At 76.0% G+C, this 20766-nt stretch carries 23 protein-coding genes; 19 read left to right on the top strand and 4 right to left on the bottom strand.

The genetic code is table 11. The features are described from left to right. Positions 1-127: 127 nt before the first annotated feature. Positions 128-1066: an AraC family transcriptional regulator gene (locus tag FHX75_RS02080; RefSeq protein ID WP_154936389.1), complete on the top strand. Its 939-nt coding sequence runs from the start codon at positions 128-130 to the stop codon at positions 1064-1066. A gap of 138 nt (positions 1067-1204) precedes the next feature. Here the strand turns inward: FHX75_RS02080 and FHX75_RS02075 are convergent, their stop codons facing one another. Further along, the gene (locus FHX75_RS02075) at positions 1205-1834 is read right to left on the bottom strand and encodes a TetR/AcrR family transcriptional regulator (RefSeq protein WP_154936388.1); all 630 of its coding nucleotides are present in this window, start codon (positions 1832-1834) and stop codon (positions 1205-1207) included. A gap of 67 nt (positions 1835-1901) precedes the next feature. Between FHX75_RS02075 and FHX75_RS02070 the strand changes: the two genes are divergently transcribed. Beyond that, a complete protein-coding gene (locus FHX75_RS02070) occupies positions 1902-3062 on the top strand; it encodes an FAD-dependent monooxygenase (RefSeq protein ID WP_154938689.1) in 1161 nt (386 codons plus the stop codon). A gap of 51 nt (positions 3063-3113) precedes the next feature. Here the strand turns inward: FHX75_RS02070 and FHX75_RS02065 are convergent, their stop codons facing one another. From FHX75_RS02065 to FHX75_RS02055, 3 genes are read right to left on the bottom strand one after another with little or no spacing between them, the layout of a single operon-like run. Continuing rightward, positions 3114-3539, bottom strand: a complete 426-nt coding sequence (locus FHX75_RS02065) for an NUDIX domain-containing protein (RefSeq protein WP_154936387.1) — start codon at positions 3537-3539, stop codon at positions 3114-3116. A 56-nt stretch (positions 3540-3595) separates the two neighbouring features. Beyond that, entirely contained in the window at positions 3596-4072 is a 477-nt protein-coding gene (locus FHX75_RS02060) for a cupin domain-containing protein (RefSeq protein ID WP_154936386.1), read from the bottom strand. Positions 4073-4100: 28 nt separating this feature from the next. Continuing rightward, complete coding sequence (locus FHX75_RS02055; RefSeq protein ID WP_246157534.1) at positions 4101-4586, bottom strand: RrF2 family transcriptional regulator; 486 nt, start codon at positions 4584-4586, stop codon at positions 4101-4103. A gap of 308 nt (positions 4587-4894) precedes the next feature. On the opposite strand from FHX75_RS02055, the gene FHX75_RS02050 reads away from it, so the two are divergent. The 17 genes from FHX75_RS02050 (at position 4895) to FHX75_RS01970 (ending at position 20615) form a co-directional block, all read left to right on the top strand. Beyond that, positions 4895-5704, top strand: coding sequence for an LppM family (lipo)protein (locus FHX75_RS02050; RefSeq protein WP_154936385.1), 810 nt, complete (start codon positions 4895-4897; stop codon positions 5702-5704). A gap of 116 nt (positions 5705-5820) precedes the next feature. Then, the gene (locus tag FHX75_RS02045; RefSeq protein ID WP_154936384.1) at positions 5821-6168 is read left to right on the top strand and encodes a hypothetical protein; all 348 of its coding nucleotides are present in this window, start codon (positions 5821-5823) and stop codon (positions 6166-6168) included. Between the two features lie 14 nt (positions 6169-6182). Further along, the gene (locus tag FHX75_RS02040) at positions 6183-6791 is read left to right on the top strand and encodes a glycine zipper family protein (RefSeq protein ID WP_154936383.1); all 609 of its coding nucleotides are present in this window, start codon (positions 6183-6185) and stop codon (positions 6789-6791) included. Then, the gene (locus FHX75_RS02035) at positions 6788-7483 is read left to right on the top strand and encodes a carboxypeptidase-like regulatory domain-containing protein (protein WP_154936382.1); all 696 of its coding nucleotides are present in this window, start codon (positions 6788-6790) and stop codon (positions 7481-7483) included. Before FHX75_RS02040 ends, FHX75_RS02035 begins: the two co-directional genes overlap by 4 nt. Before the next feature lie 30 nt (positions 7484-7513). Further along, the gene (locus FHX75_RS02030) at positions 7514-8755 is read left to right on the top strand and encodes a phage tail sheath family protein (RefSeq protein WP_154936381.1); all 1242 of its coding nucleotides are present in this window, start codon (positions 7514-7516) and stop codon (positions 8753-8755) included. Position 8756: 1 nt separating this feature from the next. Beyond that, positions 8757-9242, top strand: coding sequence for a phage tail protein (locus FHX75_RS02025; protein ID WP_154936380.1), 486 nt, complete (start codon positions 8757-8759; stop codon positions 9240-9242). Then, a complete protein-coding gene (locus FHX75_RS02020) occupies positions 9214-10917 on the top strand; it encodes a hypothetical protein (protein ID WP_154936379.1) in 1704 nt (567 codons plus the stop codon). The genes FHX75_RS02025 and FHX75_RS02020 overlap by 29 nt, the downstream gene beginning before the upstream one ends. Further along, on the top strand, positions 10917-11669 hold the full coding sequence (locus FHX75_RS02015; RefSeq protein WP_154936378.1) for a CIS tube protein: 753 nt from the start codon (positions 10917-10919) through the stop codon (positions 11667-11669). Before FHX75_RS02020 ends, FHX75_RS02015 begins: the two co-directional genes overlap by 1 nt. Next, complete coding sequence (locus tag FHX75_RS02010) at positions 11666-13243, top strand: phage baseplate assembly protein V (protein WP_154936377.1); 1578 nt, start codon at positions 11666-11668, stop codon at positions 13241-13243. The genes FHX75_RS02015 and FHX75_RS02010 overlap by 4 nt, the downstream gene beginning before the upstream one ends. Further along, the gene (locus FHX75_RS02005) at positions 13243-13581 is read left to right on the top strand and encodes a hypothetical protein (RefSeq protein WP_154936376.1); all 339 of its coding nucleotides are present in this window, start codon (positions 13243-13245) and stop codon (positions 13579-13581) included. The genes FHX75_RS02010 and FHX75_RS02005 overlap by 1 nt, the downstream gene beginning before the upstream one ends. Next, positions 13578-14036, top strand: a complete 459-nt coding sequence (locus FHX75_RS02000; RefSeq protein WP_154936375.1) for a GPW/gp25 family protein — start codon at positions 13578-13580, stop codon at positions 14034-14036. Before FHX75_RS02005 ends, FHX75_RS02000 begins: the two co-directional genes overlap by 4 nt. Next, positions 14033-16654 (top strand): putative baseplate assembly protein, encoded by a 2622-nt coding sequence (locus tag FHX75_RS01995; RefSeq protein ID WP_154936374.1) that lies wholly within the window; start codon positions 14033-14035, stop codon positions 16652-16654. The genes FHX75_RS02000 and FHX75_RS01995 overlap by 4 nt, the downstream gene beginning before the upstream one ends. Then, positions 16635-17285, top strand: a complete 651-nt coding sequence (locus FHX75_RS01990) for a phage tail protein (protein WP_154936373.1) — start codon at positions 16635-16637, stop codon at positions 17283-17285. Before FHX75_RS01995 ends, FHX75_RS01990 begins: the two co-directional genes overlap by 20 nt. Beyond that, positions 17282-18217: a hypothetical protein gene (locus FHX75_RS01985; protein WP_154936372.1), complete on the top strand. Its 936-nt coding sequence runs from the start codon at positions 17282-17284 to the stop codon at positions 18215-18217. The genes FHX75_RS01990 and FHX75_RS01985 overlap by 4 nt, the downstream gene beginning before the upstream one ends. Continuing rightward, positions 18214-18666: a hypothetical protein gene (locus FHX75_RS01980; protein WP_154936371.1), complete on the top strand. Its 453-nt coding sequence runs from the start codon at positions 18214-18216 to the stop codon at positions 18664-18666. Before FHX75_RS01985 ends, FHX75_RS01980 begins: the two co-directional genes overlap by 4 nt. Positions 18667-18732: 66 nt before the next feature. Beyond that, a complete protein-coding gene (locus FHX75_RS01975; protein WP_154936370.1) occupies positions 18733-19488 on the top strand; it encodes a hypothetical protein in 756 nt (251 codons plus the stop codon). 20 nt (positions 19489-19508) lie between these two features. Continuing rightward, on the top strand, positions 19509-20615 hold the full coding sequence (locus tag FHX75_RS01970; RefSeq protein ID WP_154936369.1) for a nucleotide disphospho-sugar-binding domain-containing protein: 1107 nt from the start codon (positions 19509-19511) through the stop codon (positions 20613-20615). Positions 20616-20766 lie beyond the last annotated feature (151 nt).

The following is a 20766-nucleotide window of genomic DNA, read 5'->3' as shown; positions in this document are numbered from 1 at the left end:
TCGCGCCGCGGCCCCGTCGACCGGTCCTGCCGGTGCCGCCGAGGACGAATGCAGTCGACCGATCGGTGGTGAGACGCTGAATGGTTCGCCGTCGTGCGGGCATACGCGGGCGTCTACGCTCGCCACCGTGGATCTGCTGACCGGTCTGCTCGACGGCCCCCGCGCCCGGGGCGCGTTCCTGCTCCGTTCGCTGCTGGATCCGCCGTTCGCGCTGCGGATCGAGGACCGCGCGCCGCTGACCGTGGTGGCCGTGGTGCGCGGCTCCGCCTGGGTGGTGCCCGACGACAGCTCCGCCGAGCTGCTGCACCCCGGGGACGTGGCGGTGCTGCGCGGCCCGGACGCGTACACCGTCGCCGACGACCCGGCCACCGCGCCGCAGGTGGTCATCCACCCCGGCCAGCGGTGCACCACGCTGCGCGGCGAGCCGTTGACCACCACCCCGGCGGCGGGGGTGCGCACCTGGGGCACCGGCACGCCGGGCCGAACGGCGCTATTGACCGGGACGTACCAGTTGCCGGGCGAGGTCAACCAGCGGCTGCTCGCCGCGCTCCCCGCGCTGCTGGTGGTCCGGGCCGACGAGTGGCACAGCCCGCTGGTCGGGCTGCTCGCCGACGAGGTGGTGCGGGACTCCCCCGGCCAGGAGGCCGTCCTCGACCGGCTGCTCGACCTGCTGCTGATCGCCGTGCTGCGGACCTGGTTCGACCGGCCCGGCGTCACCCCCTCCTGGTACGCGGCGGCGGCCGACCCGGTGGTCGGACCGGCGCTGCGCCTGCTGCGCGACGATCCGGCGCGCCCCTGGACGGTGGCGTCGCTGGCCGCCGAGGTCGGGGTGTCCCGGGCCGCGCTGGCCCGCCGCTTCACCGAGCTGGTCGGCGAGCCGCCGATGGCCTACCTGACCGGCTGGCGGCTGACCCTCGCGGCGGACCTGCTGCGGGAACCGGACGCCACCCTCGGCGCGGTCGCTCGCCGGGTCGGCTACGGCAGCCCGTTCGCGCTGAGCACCGCCTTCCGCCGGGTCCGCGGCATCAGCCCCCGCGACCACCGCACCCGCACCCCGGTCGCCTGACCGCACTCACCGCCGGACCGTCGCTCCACCGAGGCCGGGACACCGGCGCGCCGGACGCGGCCATCGCCGGCCATTCTCCACCGACCGCCGAGCGATCACGGCCCGCCGAGGAACCGACACCCGGCCCGGTCGGACAGGTCAGGCGCCGGTGAAGGCGCGGAGCAGGGCGCGGATGGCGGCGCGCAGGTCCTCACGGCTCTCCGGGCTGCCGGGCGGCGGTGCGCTGAGCGCGCCGGCGCCGACCAGGCGGTCGAAGAGCAGCCCGTCGACGAAGGCGACGAACTGGTCGCCCTGCCGCCGTGGGTCCGACGCGCCGGCGCCCGCCAGCAGCGCCCGGGCCTGCTCGCGCAGCACGGTGCCGTGCGCCAGGATCGGCCGCAGCTCGGGTCGGTGCACGGCCTCCAGCAGGCAGGCGTAGCGGGCGAGGCTGCGGTCCCGGCCGGTGGTGAGCCAGCGGTCCAGCACCTGCGCCGTGGCCACCGCGAGGTGGTCGAGGTCGGCCGGGGTGAGCCGCGGCGGCGGCCCGGGGGGCGGCGCGTCGGTGGGCAGTTCGCGGTCCACCAGGTCGACGCGGTCCAGGTCGACCAGGCGGCGTACCACCGCTTCGATCAGCGCCTGCCGGGTCCGCAGGTACGCCGACGTGGTGCCGACCGGCACCCCGGCCCGGGCGTCGACGGCCCGGTGGGTCAACGCCCGCATCCCGCCCTCCGCGAGCAGCGCGATCGCCGCGTCGGCCAACGCCGCCACCCGCGCGGACCGACCGTTCATCCGGGCCTCCTCGTCGGTGTTCTACAGCTGTAGTATGAACTTCTACAGTTGTAGAAGGGCGGTCGTGATGGACGGACACGCGGTGGTGGTCGGCGGCGGGATCGGTGGCCTGGCCGCCGCCCTCGCCCTGCACCGGACGGGCTGGCCGGTCACCGTGCTCGAACGCGCGCCGGAACTGGGCGAGGTGGGGGCCGGGCTGACCCTGATGTCCAACGCGCTGCGGGGGCTGGATGCGCTCGGCGTCGGCGCGGCCGTCCGCGCGCACGGCCGGGCCGAGGCCCCCGGCGGGCTGCGCACCCGGAGCGGACGCTGGCTGTCCCGGGTCGACGGCGCCGACCTGACCCGGCAGCTCGGCACCACCGCGCTCGGCGTCCACCGCGGCAGGCTGCACGGCGTCCTGCGCGACGCCCTGCCGGCGGCCGCGCTGCGTACCGACGCCGAGGTGACCGACGTGACGACCGACCCGGACGGCGCCCGGGTGCGGCACCGCTGGCGCGGGGAGCCCGCCGAACTCGCCGCCGACCTGGTGGTGGGCGCCGACGGGCTGCGCTCGGCCGTGCGGTCCCGGCTCTGGCCGGAGCACCCCGGGCCCACGTACGCCGGGACGACGGCGTGGCGGGCGGCGATCCGCTGGGACGACCCGCTGCCGACCGCGGTGAGCTGGGGTCCGGGCGCCGAGTTCGGCATGGTCCCGCTCGGCGCCGACCAGGTCTACTGGTACGCCGCGGTGACCGCCCCACCCGGCGGGCGGGCCCCCGACGAGCTGGCCGCCGTGCGGGAGCGCTTCGGCGACTGGCACGACCCGGTCCCGGCGCTGCTCGCCGCCACCCGGCCCGAGCAGGTGCTGCGGCACGACCTGCACCACCTGGGCACGCCGCTGCCGTCCTACGTGCGCGGCCGGGTGGCGCTGCTGGGCGACGCGGCGCACGCGATGACCCCGTTTCTCGGTCAGGGCGCCTGCCAGGCGATCGAGGACGCGGTCACCCTCGGCGCGGCCTGCGCCGGTGGGCCGGCACACCTCGACGCCGCGCTCGCCCGCTACGACCGGGAGCGCCGCCCGCGCAGCCAGGCGGTGGCCCGGGCCTCGGCCCGCGCCGGCCGCTTCGGCCAGCAACTGCGCCACCCGGTGGCGGTCACGCTCCGCGACACCCTGATCCGGCTCACCCCGTCCCGCGTCGCGCTGCGCCAGGCGGCCCGGTACGCCGACTGGCACCCGCCACGCGACTGAGCGGACGAGTCCCGGCCTCGACCGACCCGGCGGCCTGAACCGGGCCGGCGGTCAGCGACCAGCGGGGGCCAGGCCGGCGTATTCGGGCGAGGCCAGGAAGCGGGTCAGCACCTCGACGGTGCCGGGGGTGTACGGGCGACCGTCGAGCACCTCGCCGGGCGGGACGAAGAGCATCGCCGCGCCCTCGCCGAGCACCACGTCCTCCTGCCGCGCCCGGGTGGCGGCGCAGAAGTAGTGCTTCACCCGGTCCAGCTCCGGCAGCTCCTGGCTGGCGAAGAGCCGCAGCTCGCCGTCAGGGCGCAGCCCGGTCTCCTCGTACAGCTCGCGGCTCGCGGTCTCCGCGGCCGTCTCCCCCGGCTCCCCGTGCCCGCCCGGCAGCCCCCAGACGTGCGGGTGGTACGGGGCGTGCCCGTCGCGTAGCTGCAACAGCAGCCGGCCGGCCGGGTCGACGAGCAGCACGCAGGCGACGAGATGCACTTGGTCAGCCTAGTCGCCGGGCCCGCCACGGCGGCCGGGCCCGGCGGCCGGCGCGGTCAGGGGCGGTCGCGCCACAGCGGACTGTCGACGTAGTGGTTGTCGTAGCGCTGTCCGCTGGCGGCGATCTCGGCCGGATCGGCCTCGCCCCGGTACACCCGCTCGAGGAGCCGGTAGTAGTCGAACCGGTCGATGCCGGGGGTGAAGACCACCAGCACGTCGGCGGACTCGCCGCGGGCCGGGGCGAAGGCGTGCGGGGTGTGCGCGGGGACGAGCAGGAAGTCGCCGCGGCGCAGGGTGCGGATCTCGTCGGCCACCAGCACGTCGAGGACCCCGTCGAGGACGAAGAACGTCTCGGCGGCGCGGGTGTGCAGGTGCGGTGGGGCGCCGGGCGAGCCGGTGTGCAGGGTGGCCCGGTTGGCGGTGAGCGCGCCGCCGGTCTCGCCGGCGTCGCCGAGCAGGGTGATCAGACTGGTCGGGCCGTCGGCCAGGACGGTGGCGTCGTCGGCGCGGACATGCAGGGGTGCCGTGGTCATGGTGCTCGCCTTCCGATGGGGACGGTGGTCAGGACGGGGGCGCGACGAGGCGCTCACGGGTGTTCCGCGGGGTGTCCGGGTAGCGGTCGCCGACCGCCTCCCGCAGCTGCGCGAGGGTCTGCCCGGCCAGCTCCCGCCGCCAGGCCAGGTCGGCGCGGCGCATCGCCTGCGAGATCAGGCAGGCCTGCCGGTAGTCGACATCGGCGCGACCCCCCGGCCCCTGGCGGAGGATCTGCGCGCAGCGGAACGCCTCCTCCGCCCCCTCGATGGCGGTCACCACGTCGAGCAGGGTGATCTCCTCGGGGGCGCGGGCCAGTCGGAACCCGCCGCGCGGGCCGGAGACGGACCGGAGGATCCCGGCCCGCACCAGGGCCTGCAACTGCTTGTTGAGGTACGCCGTGGGCAGCCCGTAGAACGCGGCCAGCCGGGCGGCCGACACCGCCCGTCCCGGCTGCAGCCAGGTCATGTTGAGGCAGCTGTGCAGCGCCCACTCGACGCCCTCGGCCATCTTCATATTCTGGATACTAGATATCCAGAATCTGCTCGGCAAGCGTTCCGCACGGGCCGGGCGCCGATGCCGGCCCGCCGTCGTCGGGTCGGCCCGGCGGCGGCGCGTCGCGGGGCACCGTCCACCCTGGCCGAATTCCGTCACCGCCCTCCCCGAGGCGGAGCGTCGGAATTGCGTCCGGCCAACCCTTCAGAATATCGATCGCGCCCATTTCCGGCGTCAGCCGAAAGGGAGAACGGGCCGGTAAGATCGGTGACACCGTTGTGACTGATCGCTGACTGCGGATAGTGAGGGCGATCACACACACTGCTGGCATGAATACGAGACTCGACCGCGGCAGGGCATTCCGCCTCGCGGCGTGTCTCGCCCTGGTGGCGGTGCTCACCGGGTGCATGCAGCTGCACATCGGCCTGACCGTGAACGCCGACGACACGATCGACGGGCAGCTGCTGCTGACCGCCGAGAGGCGGGTGTTGACCAGCAACAACAGGACGGTCCAGGTCGGCTTCGCCGAGCTGCGGCAGAACATCCCCTCGTTGCCGGCCGGCGAGGAACGCGTCTACGAGGACGAGCGCTACTACGGTTCCCAGATCACCTACCACCGCACTCCGCTGAAGGAATTCACCAGCGACAGCGTGAAACTGGTCCGGGACGGGGACCTCTACCGGTTCAACCTCTCGCTCGATCCGAAGAAATACGGCGGGAAAGTGGCCGAGCAGGACCCCCGGAACCAGGCCGCGTTCATGCAGTTGATGTCGTTCGAGATTTCCGTGAGCTTTCCCGGTCGCGTGATCGACACCAACGGCACGGTCACCGGTCGCTCGGTCACCTGGAAGGTCGGCTCCAACCGCGACAAGCCGACCGAGCTGCGGGCGGTGGCCGAGGCGCCGGCGAAGCCCTCGCCGTCCGCCACCGGAGCCGCCGCCACGGGCGGCGACACCGACGGCGGGTTCCCCTGGCTCCTGGTCGTCGGGGCCGTGGTCGTCCTGCTCCTGGTCGGCGGGGTCGTCGCCGTACTCCTGCTGCGCCGGCGCGGGCGTCCCGCGACCGCCGCCACGACGCCGACGGGTCCGGCCGGCACGCCGGCGCCGACCCCGTCGGCGGAGCATCCGGGGCCGGTCTGACCCGCCTCGGGTCGGACCGCGCCACCACCCCGGGCGGCCGGCCCGGGCCCGCCCGACCGGCCGCCGTACCTCACCACCACACCACCCTCCCGGCACCACCCCGAAGGGAGATCGCCGTGAACGATCTCTTCACCTGGCCCGCCCTCGGCAGCCTCACCGGCGCGAGCGCCGCCACCCTGCTGACCGCCAACGTCGTCGGCGGCCTGCTCGGACCCGCGGGCGACAAGGCCCGCAAGTGGATCGCGTTGGGCGTCGCCCTGGCGCTGTCCTACCTGACCGCCGCGTTCGCCACGGACGTCGGCGCCGAGAAGTGGATCATCGCCTTCTTCAACGGGCTGATCATCTTCTCCGCCGCCCTCGGCATCAACCAGCTGCCGCCGGGCAACCGGCAGGCGACGCAGGCGTCGCCGAGCCGGATCGCCCAGGGCGGTGGCGAGCCCCGCTACATCCGTTCCTGGGTCTGAGAGAGGTGAGCGTCATGGTCTTCGGAATCATCAGCGCCGCCGTCCACATCGTCCTCGGCGCCGCGCTCGGCGGCTGGGCCGGCGGCACCCTCGGCCTGCTGATCGGCGCCGTCGCCGGGCTGCTCGTCGGCGGCCCGTTCGGCTGGGCGGTCGCCTCCGCCCGGGTGTACGGCCCGGACACCCGCGGCGTCTGGCTCTTCGTGGTGGACCACACCTGGAGCCTGCTGAACACCGCCGTCGGCGCGGTCTACCTCGCCGTACACCTCATCTTCGGCCACCAGCTCGACCGGACCACCTCGCAGCACAGCTGCCGGGTCAACGTCGTGGAGGGCGTCTCCCCGCGGTACGCCACCACCATCGGCACGGTCTGCGCCGGCTCCAGCCCCGGCATCCAGCGGCACGAGGACGTGCACATCTTCCAGGGCCGGCTGCTCGGCCCGCTCTACATCCCGCTGGTGCTGCTCAACTACGTGCTCTTCACCATCGCCCCGGTCTGGTTGCTCTGGCACGACCACACCAACGCGCCGATCAACGCCTTCACCCGGTACTTCGAGATCGGCGTCTACCCGCACGTCTGGAACGAGGCCATCGCGTACCGGATCCAGGGAAGCCCGCCGCGATGACCGACGACGGGCGTGGACCGGTCGAGGCGGCCACCGCCGACCTGGCGGCGTGGCTGGCCACCGCCGCGGGCGAGGTCGTCCCGGTCGGCCCGCCCGCCGACGGCGGACCCGCCGACGGGCTGACGGTCTGGCCGCTGGAGCTGCGGCCCGGCCGGCAGACCCGCGGCACCGGCAACCGGGAGCCGTACCGCTTCACGGTCCGCTACCTGCTCAGCGCCGCCGGTCCGGCGGCGCTGCCCCGGCTGGACCGGGTGCTCGCCGCCGCGGTCGTCGACGGGGAGCCGGAGGTGCTGCTGGAGGCCGGCGACCCGGAGCTGTGGCGGGCGTTCGGGGTGCCGCCCCGGCCGGCGCTGCTGATCGACGTACCCGTACAGGTGGCCCGGCCGCTGCCGGCGGCGCCGCCGGTGCTGCGCCCGCTGCGGCTGCGGCAGCTGCCGATGCGCACCCTGGACGGCCGGGTGGTCGGCCCGCAGGAGCAGCCCCTCGCCGCGATGCGGGTCGAACTGGTCGGCACCGCGCAGGCCACGCACACCGACCCGGCCGGCCGGTTCCGGCTCACCGGCGTGCCGGACGACCCCGAGCAAACCGGCCCGGTCCGACTGCGCCTGGTCGGCCGCGGCCACACCCTCACCGCCGACGTCGACCCCGCCGACACCGACCTCGTCATCGTCTGCGAACCCCCGGCCCGCTGACCCGGACCGCCCCGCGCACCAGGAGGACCGATGCCCAACTACTTCTCCCCCGGCATCTACGTCGAGGAGGTGCCGAGCGGGGCCCACCCGATCGGGCCGGTCGGCATGAGCACCGCCGCGTTCGTCGGCATCGCCCCGGACCGCGGCGCCCACGTCGACCGGGCGATGCCGGTGAACAGCTGGTCGGAGTTCCTGCGGCTCTACGCCGGCGGCGAACGCCCGGAGAGCACCCCGCTGGCCCGCGCCGTCTTCGGCTTCCTCGACAACGGCGGCACCCGGTGCTGGGTGGTCAACGTCGGCGAGGGCGGCCAGCTCACCGGCGGCGGCCAGCGCCGCGCCGGCCTGCAACTGCTGGAGGCCGTCGACGAGGTGTCCATCCTCGCCGCCCCCGGCTTCCACGACCCGGTCTCGCACGAGGCGCTGCTGAGCATGGCCGAGCGGCTGCGCACCATGGTGGCGATCTGCGACCCGCCCCCGGGCATCGACGACATCTCGGCGCTGACCCGGGTCGCCACGCCCAGCTCCGCCCGGGCCCCCCGCGCCGCCGACGGCAAACCCGCCGAGGGTACGGCGAAGCCGGCCGACGACGACGGCGGCGGCACCACCGCGTACCGGCCCCGGCAGTCGGACTTCGGCACCTGCTACTTCCCCTGGCTGCGGGTGCGCGACCCGCTCAGCGGCGAGCTGGTGCTCACCCCACCGAGCGGGCACATGGCCGGCATCTGGGCCCGCACCGACGGGCTGCGCGGGGTGCACAAGGCCCCGGCCAACGAGCCGGTACGCGGCGCCGTCGACCTGGAGTACCTGGTCACCCGCCCCGAGCACGACGTGCTCAACCCCAAGGGCGTCAACGTGATCCGCTACTTCGCCGGCGAGGGCATCCGGGTGTGGGGCGCCCGTACGCTCGCCGCCGAGGCCAGCGAGTGGCGCTACCTCAACGTGCGGCGGCTCTCCATCTCCATCGAGCAGGCCATCGCCAACGGCACCCGGTGGATGGTCTTCGAGCCGAACGACTTCTCGCTGTGGCGCTCCATCCGGCGCGACATCGGCGCCTTCCTCACCCGGGTCTGGCGCGACGGCGCCCTGCTCGGGCGCACGCCGGAGGAGGCGTTCTTCGTCAAGTGCGACGAGGAGACCAACCCGGCCGACGTGCGCGACGCCGGCATGGTGATCGCCCACATCGGCATCGCGGTGGTCAAGCCCGCGGAGTTCGTGGTGTTCAAGCTCAGCCAGTGGGCCGGTGGCACCGAGACCGAGACGATCGGAGGCTGACATGACGACCCCCGCCACGCCGCAACCGGGCGCCCCGGTCGACCCGTACCGGGCCTACAACTTCAAGCTGCTCATCAACGGCATCACCAACGGGCACTTCACCGAGGTCAGCGGCCTGGAGGTGACGATCACCCGGCGGGCGTACCGGGAGGCCGGCAACGACCGGATCCGGGCCGTACCCTGCCAGGTCGACTACGCCCCGGTGACCCTGCACTTCGGGCTCACCTCCTCCCGCGAGCTGTGGGACTGGGTGCAGGCCGCGGCCCGGGGGACGGTGAACCGCCGCAACGTCTCGGTGGTGCTGCTCGACGCCGCCGGCACCAGCGAGGCGCTGCGCTGGAACATGATCAACGCGTGGCCGATGCGGTGGCGGGGCGCGCACCTGCACACCCTCTCCCAGGAGATCGCCATCGAGGCGCTCACCCTGGCGTACGAGGGCCTGGAACTGGAGTCGGGCAGTGCCGCCGCCGCGCCCAGGACCGCGTAACTGGCTGGCCCGGCGGCTCCGGGACGCCGCCGACGCCGTCGAGCGGTGGGACCCCGCCCCGGCCGCCGGTGGCTCCCCGGCCGGGACGACGCCGGACCTGCCGGCCGGGCCGCCGGCCCAGGCGACGCCGGGCCTGCCCGAGGCGAGGCCGCAGGTGCCGTCGGCCGAGGCGACGCGGGACGTGCCGCGCCGGCCGGGCCAGCCGCCGGAACACTGGCTGCGCCTGGTCACCGCGCACGCCCCCGGCCTGCTGCGCGGCCTGGACGTCGACCCGGACGCCCTGCCCGCCGCCGGGCCGTCGACGGTTGCGCGCGACCCCCGGGGCGGGCCCGCCGACGGGGCAGGTGGCGACCGGCCGCCCGCCCGCTCCGGTACGCCGGCGCTGCCCCCGACCGGCCCGCTCCGGCCGGAAATGGCCGCGGGCTCGTGGCCCCGCAACCCGGACGGCTCGTCGCCCAGGGACGCCGACCCCGCCGTCAGCGCGTGGCGCGGCGACCCCGATGGGGGCTCATGGCCCGGCGACCGCAACGCAGCCGTGGGCACGTGGCCCGGCGACCCCGATGGCACCGAGGGCTCGTGGCCCAGTGACCCCAGCACAGGCGTGGGCTCCCGGCCCGGCGACCCTGGCACGGGCGTGGGCTCGTGGGCCGGCGACTCCGGGGCGGGCCTTCGTCCCGGGTCCACCACTGCGAGCAACCGGCTCGACGGCGTCATCGGCACAGCCGGATCGAGTTCTCCGGCCGCCGGCAGGTTGCCCGGCGTCGCCGACCCGAGCGGCCGGCCGGGAGCCGCCGCGCCGGACTCCCGGCCGGGACCGCCGCCCGCGCATTCCCGGCCCGGCCGGCCGGACCACCACCGGCCGGGGCAAACCGACCGACGGGTCGGGCTGTCGGCCGACGACCTCGACCGGTCGCCGGGGCGCGACACTCCCCCGGGGCCGGCAGCTTGGCGGATCCGTCCGGCGATACCCGGGCCCGCCGCCGGATTCGGCGGCCTGTCGCACACCGGGTCCGGCGACACCCACCCGCACCGGGACGCGCCGCCGTCCGCCGGCCCCGGCGAGCCCCGCGTCGGCCGGATCGACCAGTCCGGGCCGGCCACCGGCCAGGTCCCGGCGACCGCATCCGTCGACGGCACGACAGCCGATGGTCGGGCGCGCACCGCCACCGACCCGGCGCACCGGCCCGGCACGACCGGCGCAGACCACGTCGGTGCGCTCCGGTTCCCCGCCCCCTGGTCCGTCCCGACGGGAACGCGGGCGGCCACCGGCCACCCCGGACCGCAGGCCGGCCCCGGGGCGGGCCGGGCGCGCGGGGCGTACCCGGGTGACCTCGCCCGGACGGCCGAGCAACCCAGCGGCGCCGCAGCGACCCGCACCGGCCTCGACAGCGCGTCCGGGTCCGCCGACCGGTGGCCGCCGGCACGGCCCAGCAATGGATGGCCCGACGCCGTAGCGCCCACCCCGGCACCCGACCCGTGGCCGGTCCTGCCGGACGGGCCGGCGGGCGGCGCCGGAGGCGTACCCCCGACCGGAGCGACCACGACGGGGCCGGCGGGGCGGTGGGCCGGGGATCCGTGGCCGGCGCTGCCCGACGGCCCGGCGTGGCGGCCGGCCACCGGCGACGGTGACGGCGAGCGGCTGCGCCGCCTCGACCTCGAGCAGCGGGGGGCCTGATGGAACGGGTGGCCTTCCTGGTGGACTCCTCCGGCGTCCGGGTGGACTGCCTGCTCAACCCGGAGACCGTGCAGGTGACCCGGCTGGCCGGGGTACGCCCGCGCGGCGTCGGCGACGGGCAGCTCACCGGCGCCGGCCTCGCCGACGACCCGCTGGTCTTCACCGGCGGCGGCCGCACCGAGCTGGTGCTCGACCTGCTCTTCGACACCGACCTGGTGGACGCGCCGACCCGCCCGGAGGACGTGCGCGCCCTCACTCGTCCACTGTGGATGCTGGCGGAGAACTCCGCCACCGCGCACGGCTGGCTGCGGCCGCCGCTGGTCCGGCTGGTCTGGGGCAAGACCTGGAACGTTCCCGGCGTGATCGTCGCGATCGCCGAACGGTTCGACGCGTTCACCCTGACCGGCTCGCCCCGCCGGTCCTGGCTGCGGCTGAAGCTGGTGCGGGTGGCGGAGTCCGCCGACGAGGCCCAGGAGGGCTTCGACGAGGAACTGGCCGCCGCCACCACCCCGGTGGCCGCGCCCGGTTCGGCGGTGGTGGCGGCCGGGGACGGCTCCGCCGTGCCCGGGTACTCCGGGGTCCGCTTCGACCTGCTCGCCCACGACGCGCTCGGCTCGCCGCTGCGGTGGCGGCTGCTCGCCGAGCACAACCGGATCACCGATCCGCTGACCGTGCCGGCCGGCACCGCCCTCGCGGTGCCCCCGCTGACCGCCGCCGCGACCACTCCACCCCCGCCGGGAGGTGCCCCGTGACGGCCTGGCCGACCGTGCTGCTCGACGGGGTACCGCTGGACGCCCGCCGGCTCCGGTCGGTGCGGATCGCCGGGCGGCTGGACCAGCCGACCCAGTGCGAGATCGGCTACGCCGCCGGCCCCGGCCCCGCCGCGCTGGACCTCGGCCCCGGCCCGGCGGTGCCGACCGGCGCGACCCTCGACGTCCGGCTGGACGACGCCGGCCTGTTCACCGGGGAGGTGACCTGCGTCGAGGTGGAGTACGCCGCCGACGGCGCCGCCCTGGTCCGGCTGCGTGGCTACCAGCCGCTGCACCGGCTGCGCAAGCGACAGCAGTTGCGGGTGTTCGAGTCGGTGACCGCCGCCGACCTGGCCCGGGAGCTCTGCGCCGAGGTCGGTCTCGACGTCGACGCCGAGGAGGACGGCCCGCGCCTGGAGCGGGTGCTCCAGCACCGGCACAGCGACCTCGACCTGCTGCTGGAGGTGGCCGGCCGGGCCGGGCTGCACCTCGCCGACGACGAGGACCGGCTGCGGCTGGTCACCCTGGACGGGCACGGCGAGCCGGTCACCCTGCCCCTCGGCCACACCCTGCACTCGCTGCGGATCGCGGCCAACCTCGACCGGGCCGCCGGGCAGAGCGCGGCGCTGGGCTGGCATCCGCAGCGCGCCGAGCCGATCAGCCAGCGGGCCGACGCGGCGCGCACCGGCCGGCGCATCCCGCTCGACCCGGACCCGGCCGCCGTCGGCGCGGACGGGGTGCGCACCGCGGTGGACCAGCCCGGCCGCAGCGACGACGAGCTGGCCGCGATCGCCCAGGCCGGCCTGGACGCCCGGGTGGCCGCGCTGGTCACCGCCGAGGGGGTCGCCGAGGGCGACCCGGCGCTGCGGCCCGGCCGCCGCGTCGAGCTGGCCGGGATCGCCGACCCGGTCGCCGGGGTGTACGTGCTGACCGAGGTGGTGCACACGATCGACGCCAACGGCCACCTGACCCGGTTCAGCACCGCCCCGCCGCCCGCCCCGGCACCCGCCCCGGTCGCCGGCGCGGCGGTCACCCTCGGCACGGTCACCGACGTCGACGACCCGGACCGGCTCGGCCGGGTGCGGCTCACCCTCCCCGCCTACGGGGACCTGGACGCCGGCTGGCTGGCCGTGCTCTGCCCCGGCGCCGGGGCCGGCAAGGGGATCGTGGCGCTGCCCGACCCGGACGACACCGTGCTGGTGGCGCTGCCCGGGGGCGAACCGGCCGCCGGGATCGTCCTCGGCTCGCTCTTCGGCGCCGTCGCGCCGTACGACGCGGGCATCGCCGACGGGCGGTCCGGCCGGTGGTCGGTGCGTACCGGCAGCGGCCAGACGATCGTGGTGGACGACGCGGCGCGCAGCCTGAAGCTCGCCACCGACGCCGGCAGCTTCCTGGAGCTGACGCCGGAGCTGACCACCCTGCACGCCGCCACCGACCTGGTGCTCTCCGCGCCGGGCCGGGCGATGGTGGTACGCGCCCGCAGCGTCGACTTCCTGCACGCCGAGACGACCGAGGACGCGCCGACCGCGCGGGAGCGGGCCGCCGCGCTCGCCCGCCAGAGCTCAGGAGGCGGCTGATGCGCTGGATCCACCTGCAATCCGTGATCACCTGCGACCACGACGGGCGGGTGACCAACCGGGCGTCGCAGCGCTGGGTGACCGTCACCGGCGTACCGGTGCTGGTCGACGACGACCCGCAGGGGCGGGACATCGTGGCCTGCCCGAACTACGGGCCGACGGTGAAGCCCTGCACGAAGACGCTGCCGGTGCGGATCGGCTACAGCGACTGGCTGCGCGTCGACGGGCACCGGATCGTCCTGTCGCACCTGGACGGGCTCACCGACGGCACCCCGCCGGGCCTGGTCCACCACACCGTCCGCGACCCGCGGCAGAGCCTGGTGGAGGCGGACCGATGAGGGCGTTCCGCTTCGTGGGCGCCGGCTTCGACGCCGGCCGCACCGGTGGTCTGGCGTTGACCGCGGCCGGCGGGCTCGCGATGACCGAGGGCGACGAGACGGTACGCCAGGCGCTGTACCTGCTGCTTTCCACCACTCCGGGCGAGCGGTTGATGCGCCCCGGGTACGGCTCCCGGCTGCACCGGCTGGTCTTCGCGCCCAACGACGACACCACCGCCGGCCTGGCCATCCACTACGTCCGGCAGGCGATCCGGCGCTGGGAGCCACGCGTCGAGGTGATCGACGTCGACGCCGGGCCGGACCCGGACGACCCGTGGCGGCTGGTGATCCGGCTCGACTACCGGGTCCGGGCCAGCCTCTCCCCCGGCCAGCTGGTCTTCTCCGTCGACCTGCTCCCCGAGGACGAGGAGCCCGACGGGCCGGTCCACGACCACGCCGAGGGGGACCTGTCATGACGCTGCCCGTGCCGCACCTCGACGACCGCGCCTTCCTCGACCTCGTCGCCGAAGCCCGGGAGCGGATCCGGCAGTCCTGCCCGGCCTGGACGGACCTGTCCGCGCACGACCCCGGCATCGCCCTGGTGGAGGCGTTCGCGCACCTCACCGAGGTGATGATCTACCGGCTGAACCAGCTGCCGGAGAAGGCGTACGTGCAGTTCCTCAACCTGCTCGGGGTGGCCCGGCACGCCCCGTCGGCGGCCTGGGCGGACGTCCGGTTCACCCGTACCGGGGGCGAGCACGGCGCGGTGCGCATCCCCGCCGGCACCCGGGTCGCCGCGGCCCGCGGCGCGGACCCGAAACCGGTCGTCTTCGTCACCACCGAGCCGGCGACGCTGGCCGCCGGGCAGGCCGAGGTGACCGTGCGGATGCACCACTGCGAGCCGGTCGAGGCGGAGCTGCTCGGCACCGGCACCGGGCAGCCGGGGCAGGCGCTGCGCGCCGCCCGGGCGCCGCTGGCCCGGACGGCGGAGCCGCTGGACCTGCTGCTCGGGGTGGAGGTGCCGCCGGGCTCGGTGGAGCTGGGCGCGGCCGCCCGGGAGCACGCGGGACGGACGTACGAGATCTGGCGGCCGGTGGACAGCTTCGCCGGGGTCGGCCCGCAGGCCAAGGTGTACCTGGTGGACCGCTGCTCGGGGGTGGTCACCTTCGCCCCCGCCCTGGACCTGCGCCCGTCCGGCGAGGGACCGGCCGGGGCGGCGGCGACCGGCGCGGTCGGCTCCGGACTGGTCACGGTGGCGGCCGTGCCGCCGGCCGGGGCGGGGATCCGGCTCTGGTACCGCGCCGGCGGCGGGCGCACCGGCAACGTCGCCGCCGGGACGCTGACCAGCCTGCGCGACCCGCTGCCCGGGGTGCGGGCCGACAATCCGGAGCCGGCCAGCGGCGGGCGGGACATGGAGACGCTGGACTCGGCGCTGGTCCGCGGGCCCTACGAGTTCTTCGCCCAGCAGCGGGCGGTGACCGCCCGGGACTTCGAGATCCTCGCCGCCGGCTCCGGGGCGGTGGCCCGGGCGCGGGCCTTCACCCGGGCCGCGGTCTACAGCTTCGCCCGGCCCGGCGAGGTCGAGGTGGTGCTGGTGCCGTACGTGCCGGACGAGGCCCGGCCCGGCGGCCGGCTGCCGGTGTCGGTGCTGCGCGAGCACGAGGTGGAGGAGGCGCGCCGCCGGGTCGAGGCGGACCTGGACCAGCGCCGCGCCCTCGGCACGAGCTGCCGGGCCGGGTGGGCCCGCTACAAGGCGGTCTCCATCCGGGCCCGGGTGGTGGTGCGCCGGGAGGAGGACGCCGAGGCGGTGCGGCGGCGCATCCACGACCGGCTGCACCAGACGCTGAGCCCGCTGCCCACCACGCTGAACCCGGCCGGCTGGGCGTTCGGCGAGCCGCTGCGGGCCTCCAACGTGTACCGGATGCTGGAGCACGCCGAGCCGGGCGTGCGCTACGTGGAGTCGGTGCGGTTCGTGGTCGACGAGGCCCCCGACGCCGAGGTACGCACCCTCGCCGTCGACCAGTACCAGGCCCGCACCTGGTACGCGGGCCGCGGCGAGGTGCTGTTCCGCTCCACCAACGCCGGCGCGGGCTGGGAGCCGGCCGGCCGGTTCGAGGGCGAGACGGTGGTGCGGGTGTCCCCCGCCCCCGCCCCGGTACGCCCCGGCGTGACCGCCCGCCCCGGCTCGGTGGCGGCGGTGACCGTCCGGGCCGCCGGTGGCTCCCGGGTGCACCTGAGCACCGACCTCGGCGAGAACTGGTCGCTCCTGACCGACCTGGACTCCCGCATCTCCGACGTGGCCTGGATCGACCGGGACGGCGCGGGCGCGTTGCTGGTGGCCACCGACACCGGCCTGTACGAGGTCTCCCTGCTGCCCGGCTCGGTGCCGTTGCAGATCCTGGTCGACCCGGCCGACGCCGACCGCGGCTTCTACGCCGTGCGCGCCTTCGTCTCGGAGCGGGGCGCCCCCGGGGTGGCGGTCGCCGCGCAGGCCGGGTTCGGCGTCTACCTCTCCACCGCCGCCGGCCGCCCGGGCAGCTTCACCCACGTCGGCCTGGCCAACGTGGACAACCGGGTCCTCGCCGTGCAGTACGACGGCCCGGCCACCCTGCTCTGGTCGGGCGCCGGCGAGCCGGACCCGAAGAAGCCCGGGCAGGGCTGCCACCGCACCCGGCTGTTCGAGTCGGACGTGAAGTGGCAGTCGGTGCAGGCCGGCTGGATCGGCGGCACCTGCCGCGACCTGGCCTTCGCCGGCACCCTGGCGCTGGCGGCCACCCAGAGCGGCGGGGTGGTGCGACTGGACACCCTCGCCGCGCAGCCGCAGTGGCAGCCGGTGATGGTCAACTGCGGGCTGCCGCTGCGGGACCGGTCCCGGTTCGTACCGGTCGACGCGATCGCCGCCACCGGCGGCACCGACCGGCTGGTGCTGGCCGGCGGCGAGCGCGGGGTGTACCGCAGCGGCGACGCCGTGGACTGGACGCCCAGCGCCAACCAGGCCACCGCCGACGTGGTGACCGTCCCGGACACCTGGCTGCTCTGCTCCGGCGAGCACGACATCGAGGTGGTGCGGCAGGATGCGCCGAGCGGCGATTGAGCGGCTGCTGCCCGCCGCGTACCAGCGGGCCAGCGTCCCCGGCAGCGTGCTGTTCGCGCTGCTGGAGGTGATGGAGGCGCTGCACGCCCCGGACGAGGCGGTGCTCGCCGACGTCGATGCGTTGTTCGCCCCGTACCGGGCGCCGGACGGGTTCGTCGGGTACCTGACCCGCTGGGTGGCGATGGACCACGTGCTCGCCTCGCCCCGCCCGGACGCGCCGCCGGCGCTGCCGGTGGGGCGGCTGCGGGACCTGGTGGCGCACGGCGCGCACCTGGCCCGCTGGCGGGGCACCCCGTACGGGATGCGGAGCGCCCTGGAGTTGGCCACCGGGGTGACCGGGTTCGTCCTGGACGAACCGGTCGACCGCCCCTTCCACCTGGTGGTCCGGGTGCCGCCGGCCGCCGCCGGCTCGCTCGCCCTGATCAGCCGGATCGTGACGGCGGAGAAGCCGGCCGCGGTGACCGCCGAGGTCGTCCTGCTCGGCGACGCCGAACCCGCGGACCCGCCGGCCGACCCCGAACCGCCCGTCGACGCGCCGCCGCTGCCCACCGGGCCGGCGGTCGGCCGGGCCTCCGTCCCGCCCCCACGCACCCTTCCACCTCCGGGACCGTCCGCAGAGGAGCCGTCATGACCACCGAATGGGCCGTCGTCGCCGCCGCCGAGCAGTTCACCCTCGACACCGGCAACCACGGCGAACTCACCTTCACCGTCTCGAACCCCGGCGCGGCCCCGGACACGGTGGTCTTCGACGTCGCCCCCGGGGAGGGCAGCCAGCGGTCCTGGTTCACCGTCGCCGAGCCGCAGCGGGTGGTGCCGGGTCAGGGGTCGGTCTCCTTCCTGGTCCGCCTCGCCGTGCCGCCCGGCACCGCGCCCCGCCGCTACGACATGACCGGCTTCGCCTACTCGGCGAACACCGCGCCGGAGGAGAGTTCCCGCTCCAGCGGCCGGGTGACGTACGAGGTCCGCGCCGTCGCCCCGCCCCGGCGCGCCCCCTGGCCGTGGATCGCCGCGGCCGTGGCGCTGGTGCTGCTGGTCGGGGCGGTGGTGGGCTGGCTGGTGACCCGGCCGGAGGACGCGCCCACCCCGGGCGAGCCGCAGGTGGTCACGCTGGAGGCGGAGAGCCTGGTGGCGCAGGCGAAGGTGGAGTCGCCGACCGGCGCCGCGGCGAAGGTGGTGGTCCAGCCGAACTGCTGCGGGGTCACCTGGTCGCAGGACCGGCAGCTGTTCTTCCAGGGCCTGGCGGTCGGCGACCAGGTCACGATGACCGTCGACCTGCCGAAGGACGCCGTCTGGCGGTTCTCCGCCGCCCGCACCACCTCGTTCGACTACGCCAACACCATCTTCCAGATCGACGGCGTCCAGGTCGGCGGCACCTTCCTCGGCTTCACCCCGAAGGTGGTCCGCACCGACTTCGAGGACGTCGGCACGCTGCGGCTCGGCAAGGGGCCGCACCAGGTGACCCTGGTGGCGGTGAGCAAGACGCAGGCCTTCGACCGGTACTTCGCCGGGATCGACCAGATCCGGTTCACCGAGGTCGGCGGGGCGGCGGCGGCCCGGCGATGAGCGGGCGACGCAAGCTGCTGCTGGTGGGGCTGGCCGTCCTGCTGGTGGTGCTCTTCGTGGTGGCCGTCGGCGCGGGCCGGGGCGACCGGGGCGGCCCGGACGACGACGGCGCCGTCCGCTGGCTGGGCCGGCTGGTCGGCGACAGCGCCACGGTCGACCCGGCGACGGTGCGGGCCGGCTGCGACCGTACCGGGGACACCCTCACCGTGGTCGGCGCCTGCGTGCTGCGCGTCGCCGACCCGGACGGGCTGCGCACCCTGGTGCTGCGCAGCCCGGACCGGTTCCGGGTCACCGCGCCGGCGCCCCGGGACGCCGGCTTCACCGTGGACGACGAGGTGGAGCCGGCCGAGGACGGCACGGCCGTGGCGAAGGTCGCCGTCGACCGGGCCAGCGAGATCACCGTCGGCTGTGCGGGAGGTGTGGCGTGCACGGTCACGATCGGATCCTGAGCCGCCGGGCGGCCCGGCCCGGACCCTCGCCCCGTCGCGGGGGCCCGACCCGCGAGGAGGCCCGTCGTGGGTGAGCTGCGCAAGCCGTTCCTGCTGCTGGCGCTGCTGGCCGTGGCGCTGGTGGTCGGGGTGGAGCTGGGTTCGTCGCTGCTCACCGGCGGCGGGGACGCGGGCGGCTCGCTGCGGGCCAGCGCGCAGGACCTGGGGGTGGACGTCGGCGAGGTGGGCCGGGTCGACGAGCCCTCCGGTCGGGGCACCGGCTACCTGGCGCTGATCGACGTGGTGGCGCTCTGGACGACGGGGCTGTTCTGCCTGAGCCTGGTGGTGCCGGACCGGGTCCAGGGGCGGGTGCAGGGCGTGGCGACGCTGATCTTCTCGATCGTGCTGATCCTGGTGTCGCTGCTGATGCTGGTGCTCGCCTTCGTGGAGCTGTCCATCATGGTCTCGCTCTTCCTGGCCGCGCCCTTCGGCACGCTGGCGTACCTGGCGCTGTGGGGTTTCTTCCCGGTCGGCGAGGCGAGCCTGCTGCTCGGCCTGGTGCTGCTGCTCAAACTGGTCTGGGTGGTGCTGCTGCTGCTCGCCCAGCCCCGCTTCCTGCAGAACAAGGGGCTGGTGCTGCTGGCGCTGACCACGCTGGTCTGCACGGTGCTGCTGGAGTTCCTGCACAACCTGGTGCCGGTCGTCGTGGTGAGCATCCTGGACGACGTGGGGGCGCTGGTCTTCGCGGTGGTCGCGATCGTCTGGGGCCTGGTCCTCCTGATCGGCTCCATCCCCGCCATCGTCAAGGCCGTTCGGGTCACCGCCGCCCTCCCCACCCGCTGACCGGCCCTAGGATCGATGCCATGCGTGTCCTGGTGGTCTCCGCGCCGATGGTCGGTCACGTCTTCCCGCTCGTGCCGCTCGCCGCCGCGCTGCGCGACGCCGGCCACGAGGTGCTGCTCGCCACCGGGGGCGGGGGCCTGGCCGTCGAGCGCGCCGGCCTGCCGGTGCGGGACGTCGCGCCCGGGTTCGACCTCGGACGGATCGCCCTGCCCATCATGCTGCGCCACCCGCTGATCGCCCGCGCCGAGTTGGCCGGCACCGCCGGCACCCGCGGCGCCGGCCTGCTCTTCGGCGCGCTCAACGACCAGCTCACCGACCGGGTGGTCGCGCTGGCCACCGAGTGGCGACCCGACCTGGTGCTGCACGAGCCGTTCGCGGTGGCCGGCGCGGTGGCCGCCGCCCGGTTGGGCGTGCCGGCGGTCCGCCAGGAGAACGCCCTCTTCGACGGCAGGGACCTGGTCCGCGCCACCACCGGCCGGCTCGGCGGCACGCTGCGCCGGCACGGCCTGACCGAGCTGCCGCCGCCCGCCGCCGCCCTCGCCGTCGCCCCGCCCAGCGTGACCCACCAGGACGGCTGGCCGATGCGGTACGCCTCCTACATCGGCGGCGGTGAGCTGCCGGGCTGGTTGCGCGAGCCGGGCGCGCGGCCCCGGGTCCTGGTCAGCCGCAGCACCCTGACCGGCCCGGGCGACGAGGGGCCGATGCCCGCCGTGGTGGCGGCCGCCGCCCAGGTGGACGCGGAGTTCGTGCTGGTCCGGCCGGACCGCCGGTCGGCCCGCGCGCTGCCCGGCAACGTACGGGTGGTCGACTGGATCCCCCTCGACGCGGCCCTGCCGGCAAGCGCGGCCCTGGTCCATCACGGCGGGGCGGGCAGCGTCCTCGGCGCCCTCGTCGCCGGGCTGCCGCAGCTGGCCACGGTGGGGGCGGGCGACCGGCGGCACAACGCCGAGCTGGTGGCCCGCCGCGGCGCCGGCCTGGCGCTGCGCCCCCGGGACATCACCGCCGAGACGCTGACCCGCCTGGTGACCGACGCCGACCTTCGGACCGCGGCCGGGCAGGTGAGCCGGGAGATCGCCGCGATGCCGGCGCCGGCGGAGCTGGTGTCTCGGCTGGCCGCGCTGGTCTGACGCCGCCGACCGCCGACCAGCCCGCGCACGCGGTCCGGCGATCGGGTGACCGCTAGGGGCGGCCCGCAGCACAGGCAAGGGCTTTCCTGACGCCCGTGCGGTAGCCTGTGCCCACTGCGGGGCGCGGGACGGGAGCGGGCAGGGGGTGGCC

This window comes from Micromonospora palomenae (genome assembly GCF_007829925.1).
In the GTDB taxonomy this organism is placed as follows: Bacteria; Actinomycetota; Actinomycetes; order Mycobacteriales; family Micromonosporaceae; genus Micromonospora; species Micromonospora purpureochromogenes.
This window is presented reverse-complemented; position numbering and strand designations above follow the sequence as displayed.

Coding starts and splice junctions, on each gene's coding strand:
- FHX75_RS01970 (WP_154936369.1), top strand. CDS start 19,509: ATGCGTGTCCTGGTGGTCTCCGCGCCGATGGTCGGTCACGTCTTCCCG.
- FHX75_RS01985 (WP_154936372.1), top strand. CDS start 17,282: ATGACCACCGAATGGGCCGTCGTCGCCGCCGCCGAGCAGTTCACCCTC.
- FHX75_RS01995 (WP_154936374.1), top strand. CDS start 14,033: ATGACGCTGCCCGTGCCGCACCTCGACGACCGCGCCTTCCTCGACCTC.
- FHX75_RS02035 (WP_154936382.1), top strand. CDS start 6,788: ATGACCGACGACGGGCGTGGACCGGTCGAGGCGGCCACCGCCGACCTG.
- FHX75_RS02000 (WP_154936375.1), top strand. CDS start 13,578: ATGAGGGCGTTCCGCTTCGTGGGCGCCGGCTTCGACGCCGGCCGCACC.
- FHX75_RS02070 (WP_154938689.1), top strand. CDS start 1,902: ATGGACGGACACGCGGTGGTGGTCGGCGGCGGGATCGGTGGCCTGGCC.
- FHX75_RS02055 (WP_246157534.1), bottom strand. CDS start 4,586: ATGAAGATGGCCGAGGGCGTCGAGTGGGCGCTGCACAGCTGCCTCAAC.
- FHX75_RS02050 (WP_154936385.1), top strand. CDS start 4,895: ATGAATACGAGACTCGACCGCGGCAGGGCATTCCGCCTCGCGGCGTGT.
- FHX75_RS02025 (WP_154936380.1), top strand. CDS start 8,757: ATGACGACCCCCGCCACGCCGCAACCGGGCGCCCCGGTCGACCCGTAC.
- FHX75_RS02015 (WP_154936378.1), top strand. CDS start 10,917: ATGGAACGGGTGGCCTTCCTGGTGGACTCCTCCGGCGTCCGGGTGGAC.
- FHX75_RS02005 (WP_154936376.1), top strand. CDS start 13,243: ATGCGCTGGATCCACCTGCAATCCGTGATCACCTGCGACCACGACGGG.
- FHX75_RS02030 (WP_154936381.1), top strand. CDS start 7,514: ATGCCCAACTACTTCTCCCCCGGCATCTACGTCGAGGAGGTGCCGAGC.
- FHX75_RS02040 (WP_154936383.1), top strand. CDS start 6,183: ATGGTCTTCGGAATCATCAGCGCCGCCGTCCACATCGTCCTCGGCGCC.
- FHX75_RS01990 (WP_154936373.1), top strand. CDS start 16,635: ATGCGCCGAGCGGCGATTGAGCGGCTGCTGCCCGCCGCGTACCAGCGG.
- FHX75_RS02060 (WP_154936386.1), bottom strand. CDS start 4,072: ATGACCACGGCACCCCTGCATGTCCGCGCCGACGACGCCACCGTCCTG.
- FHX75_RS02075 (WP_154936388.1), bottom strand. CDS start 1,834: ATGAACGGTCGGTCCGCGCGGGTGGCGGCGTTGGCCGACGCGGCGATC.
- FHX75_RS01980 (WP_154936371.1), top strand. CDS start 18,214: ATGAGCGGGCGACGCAAGCTGCTGCTGGTGGGGCTGGCCGTCCTGCTG.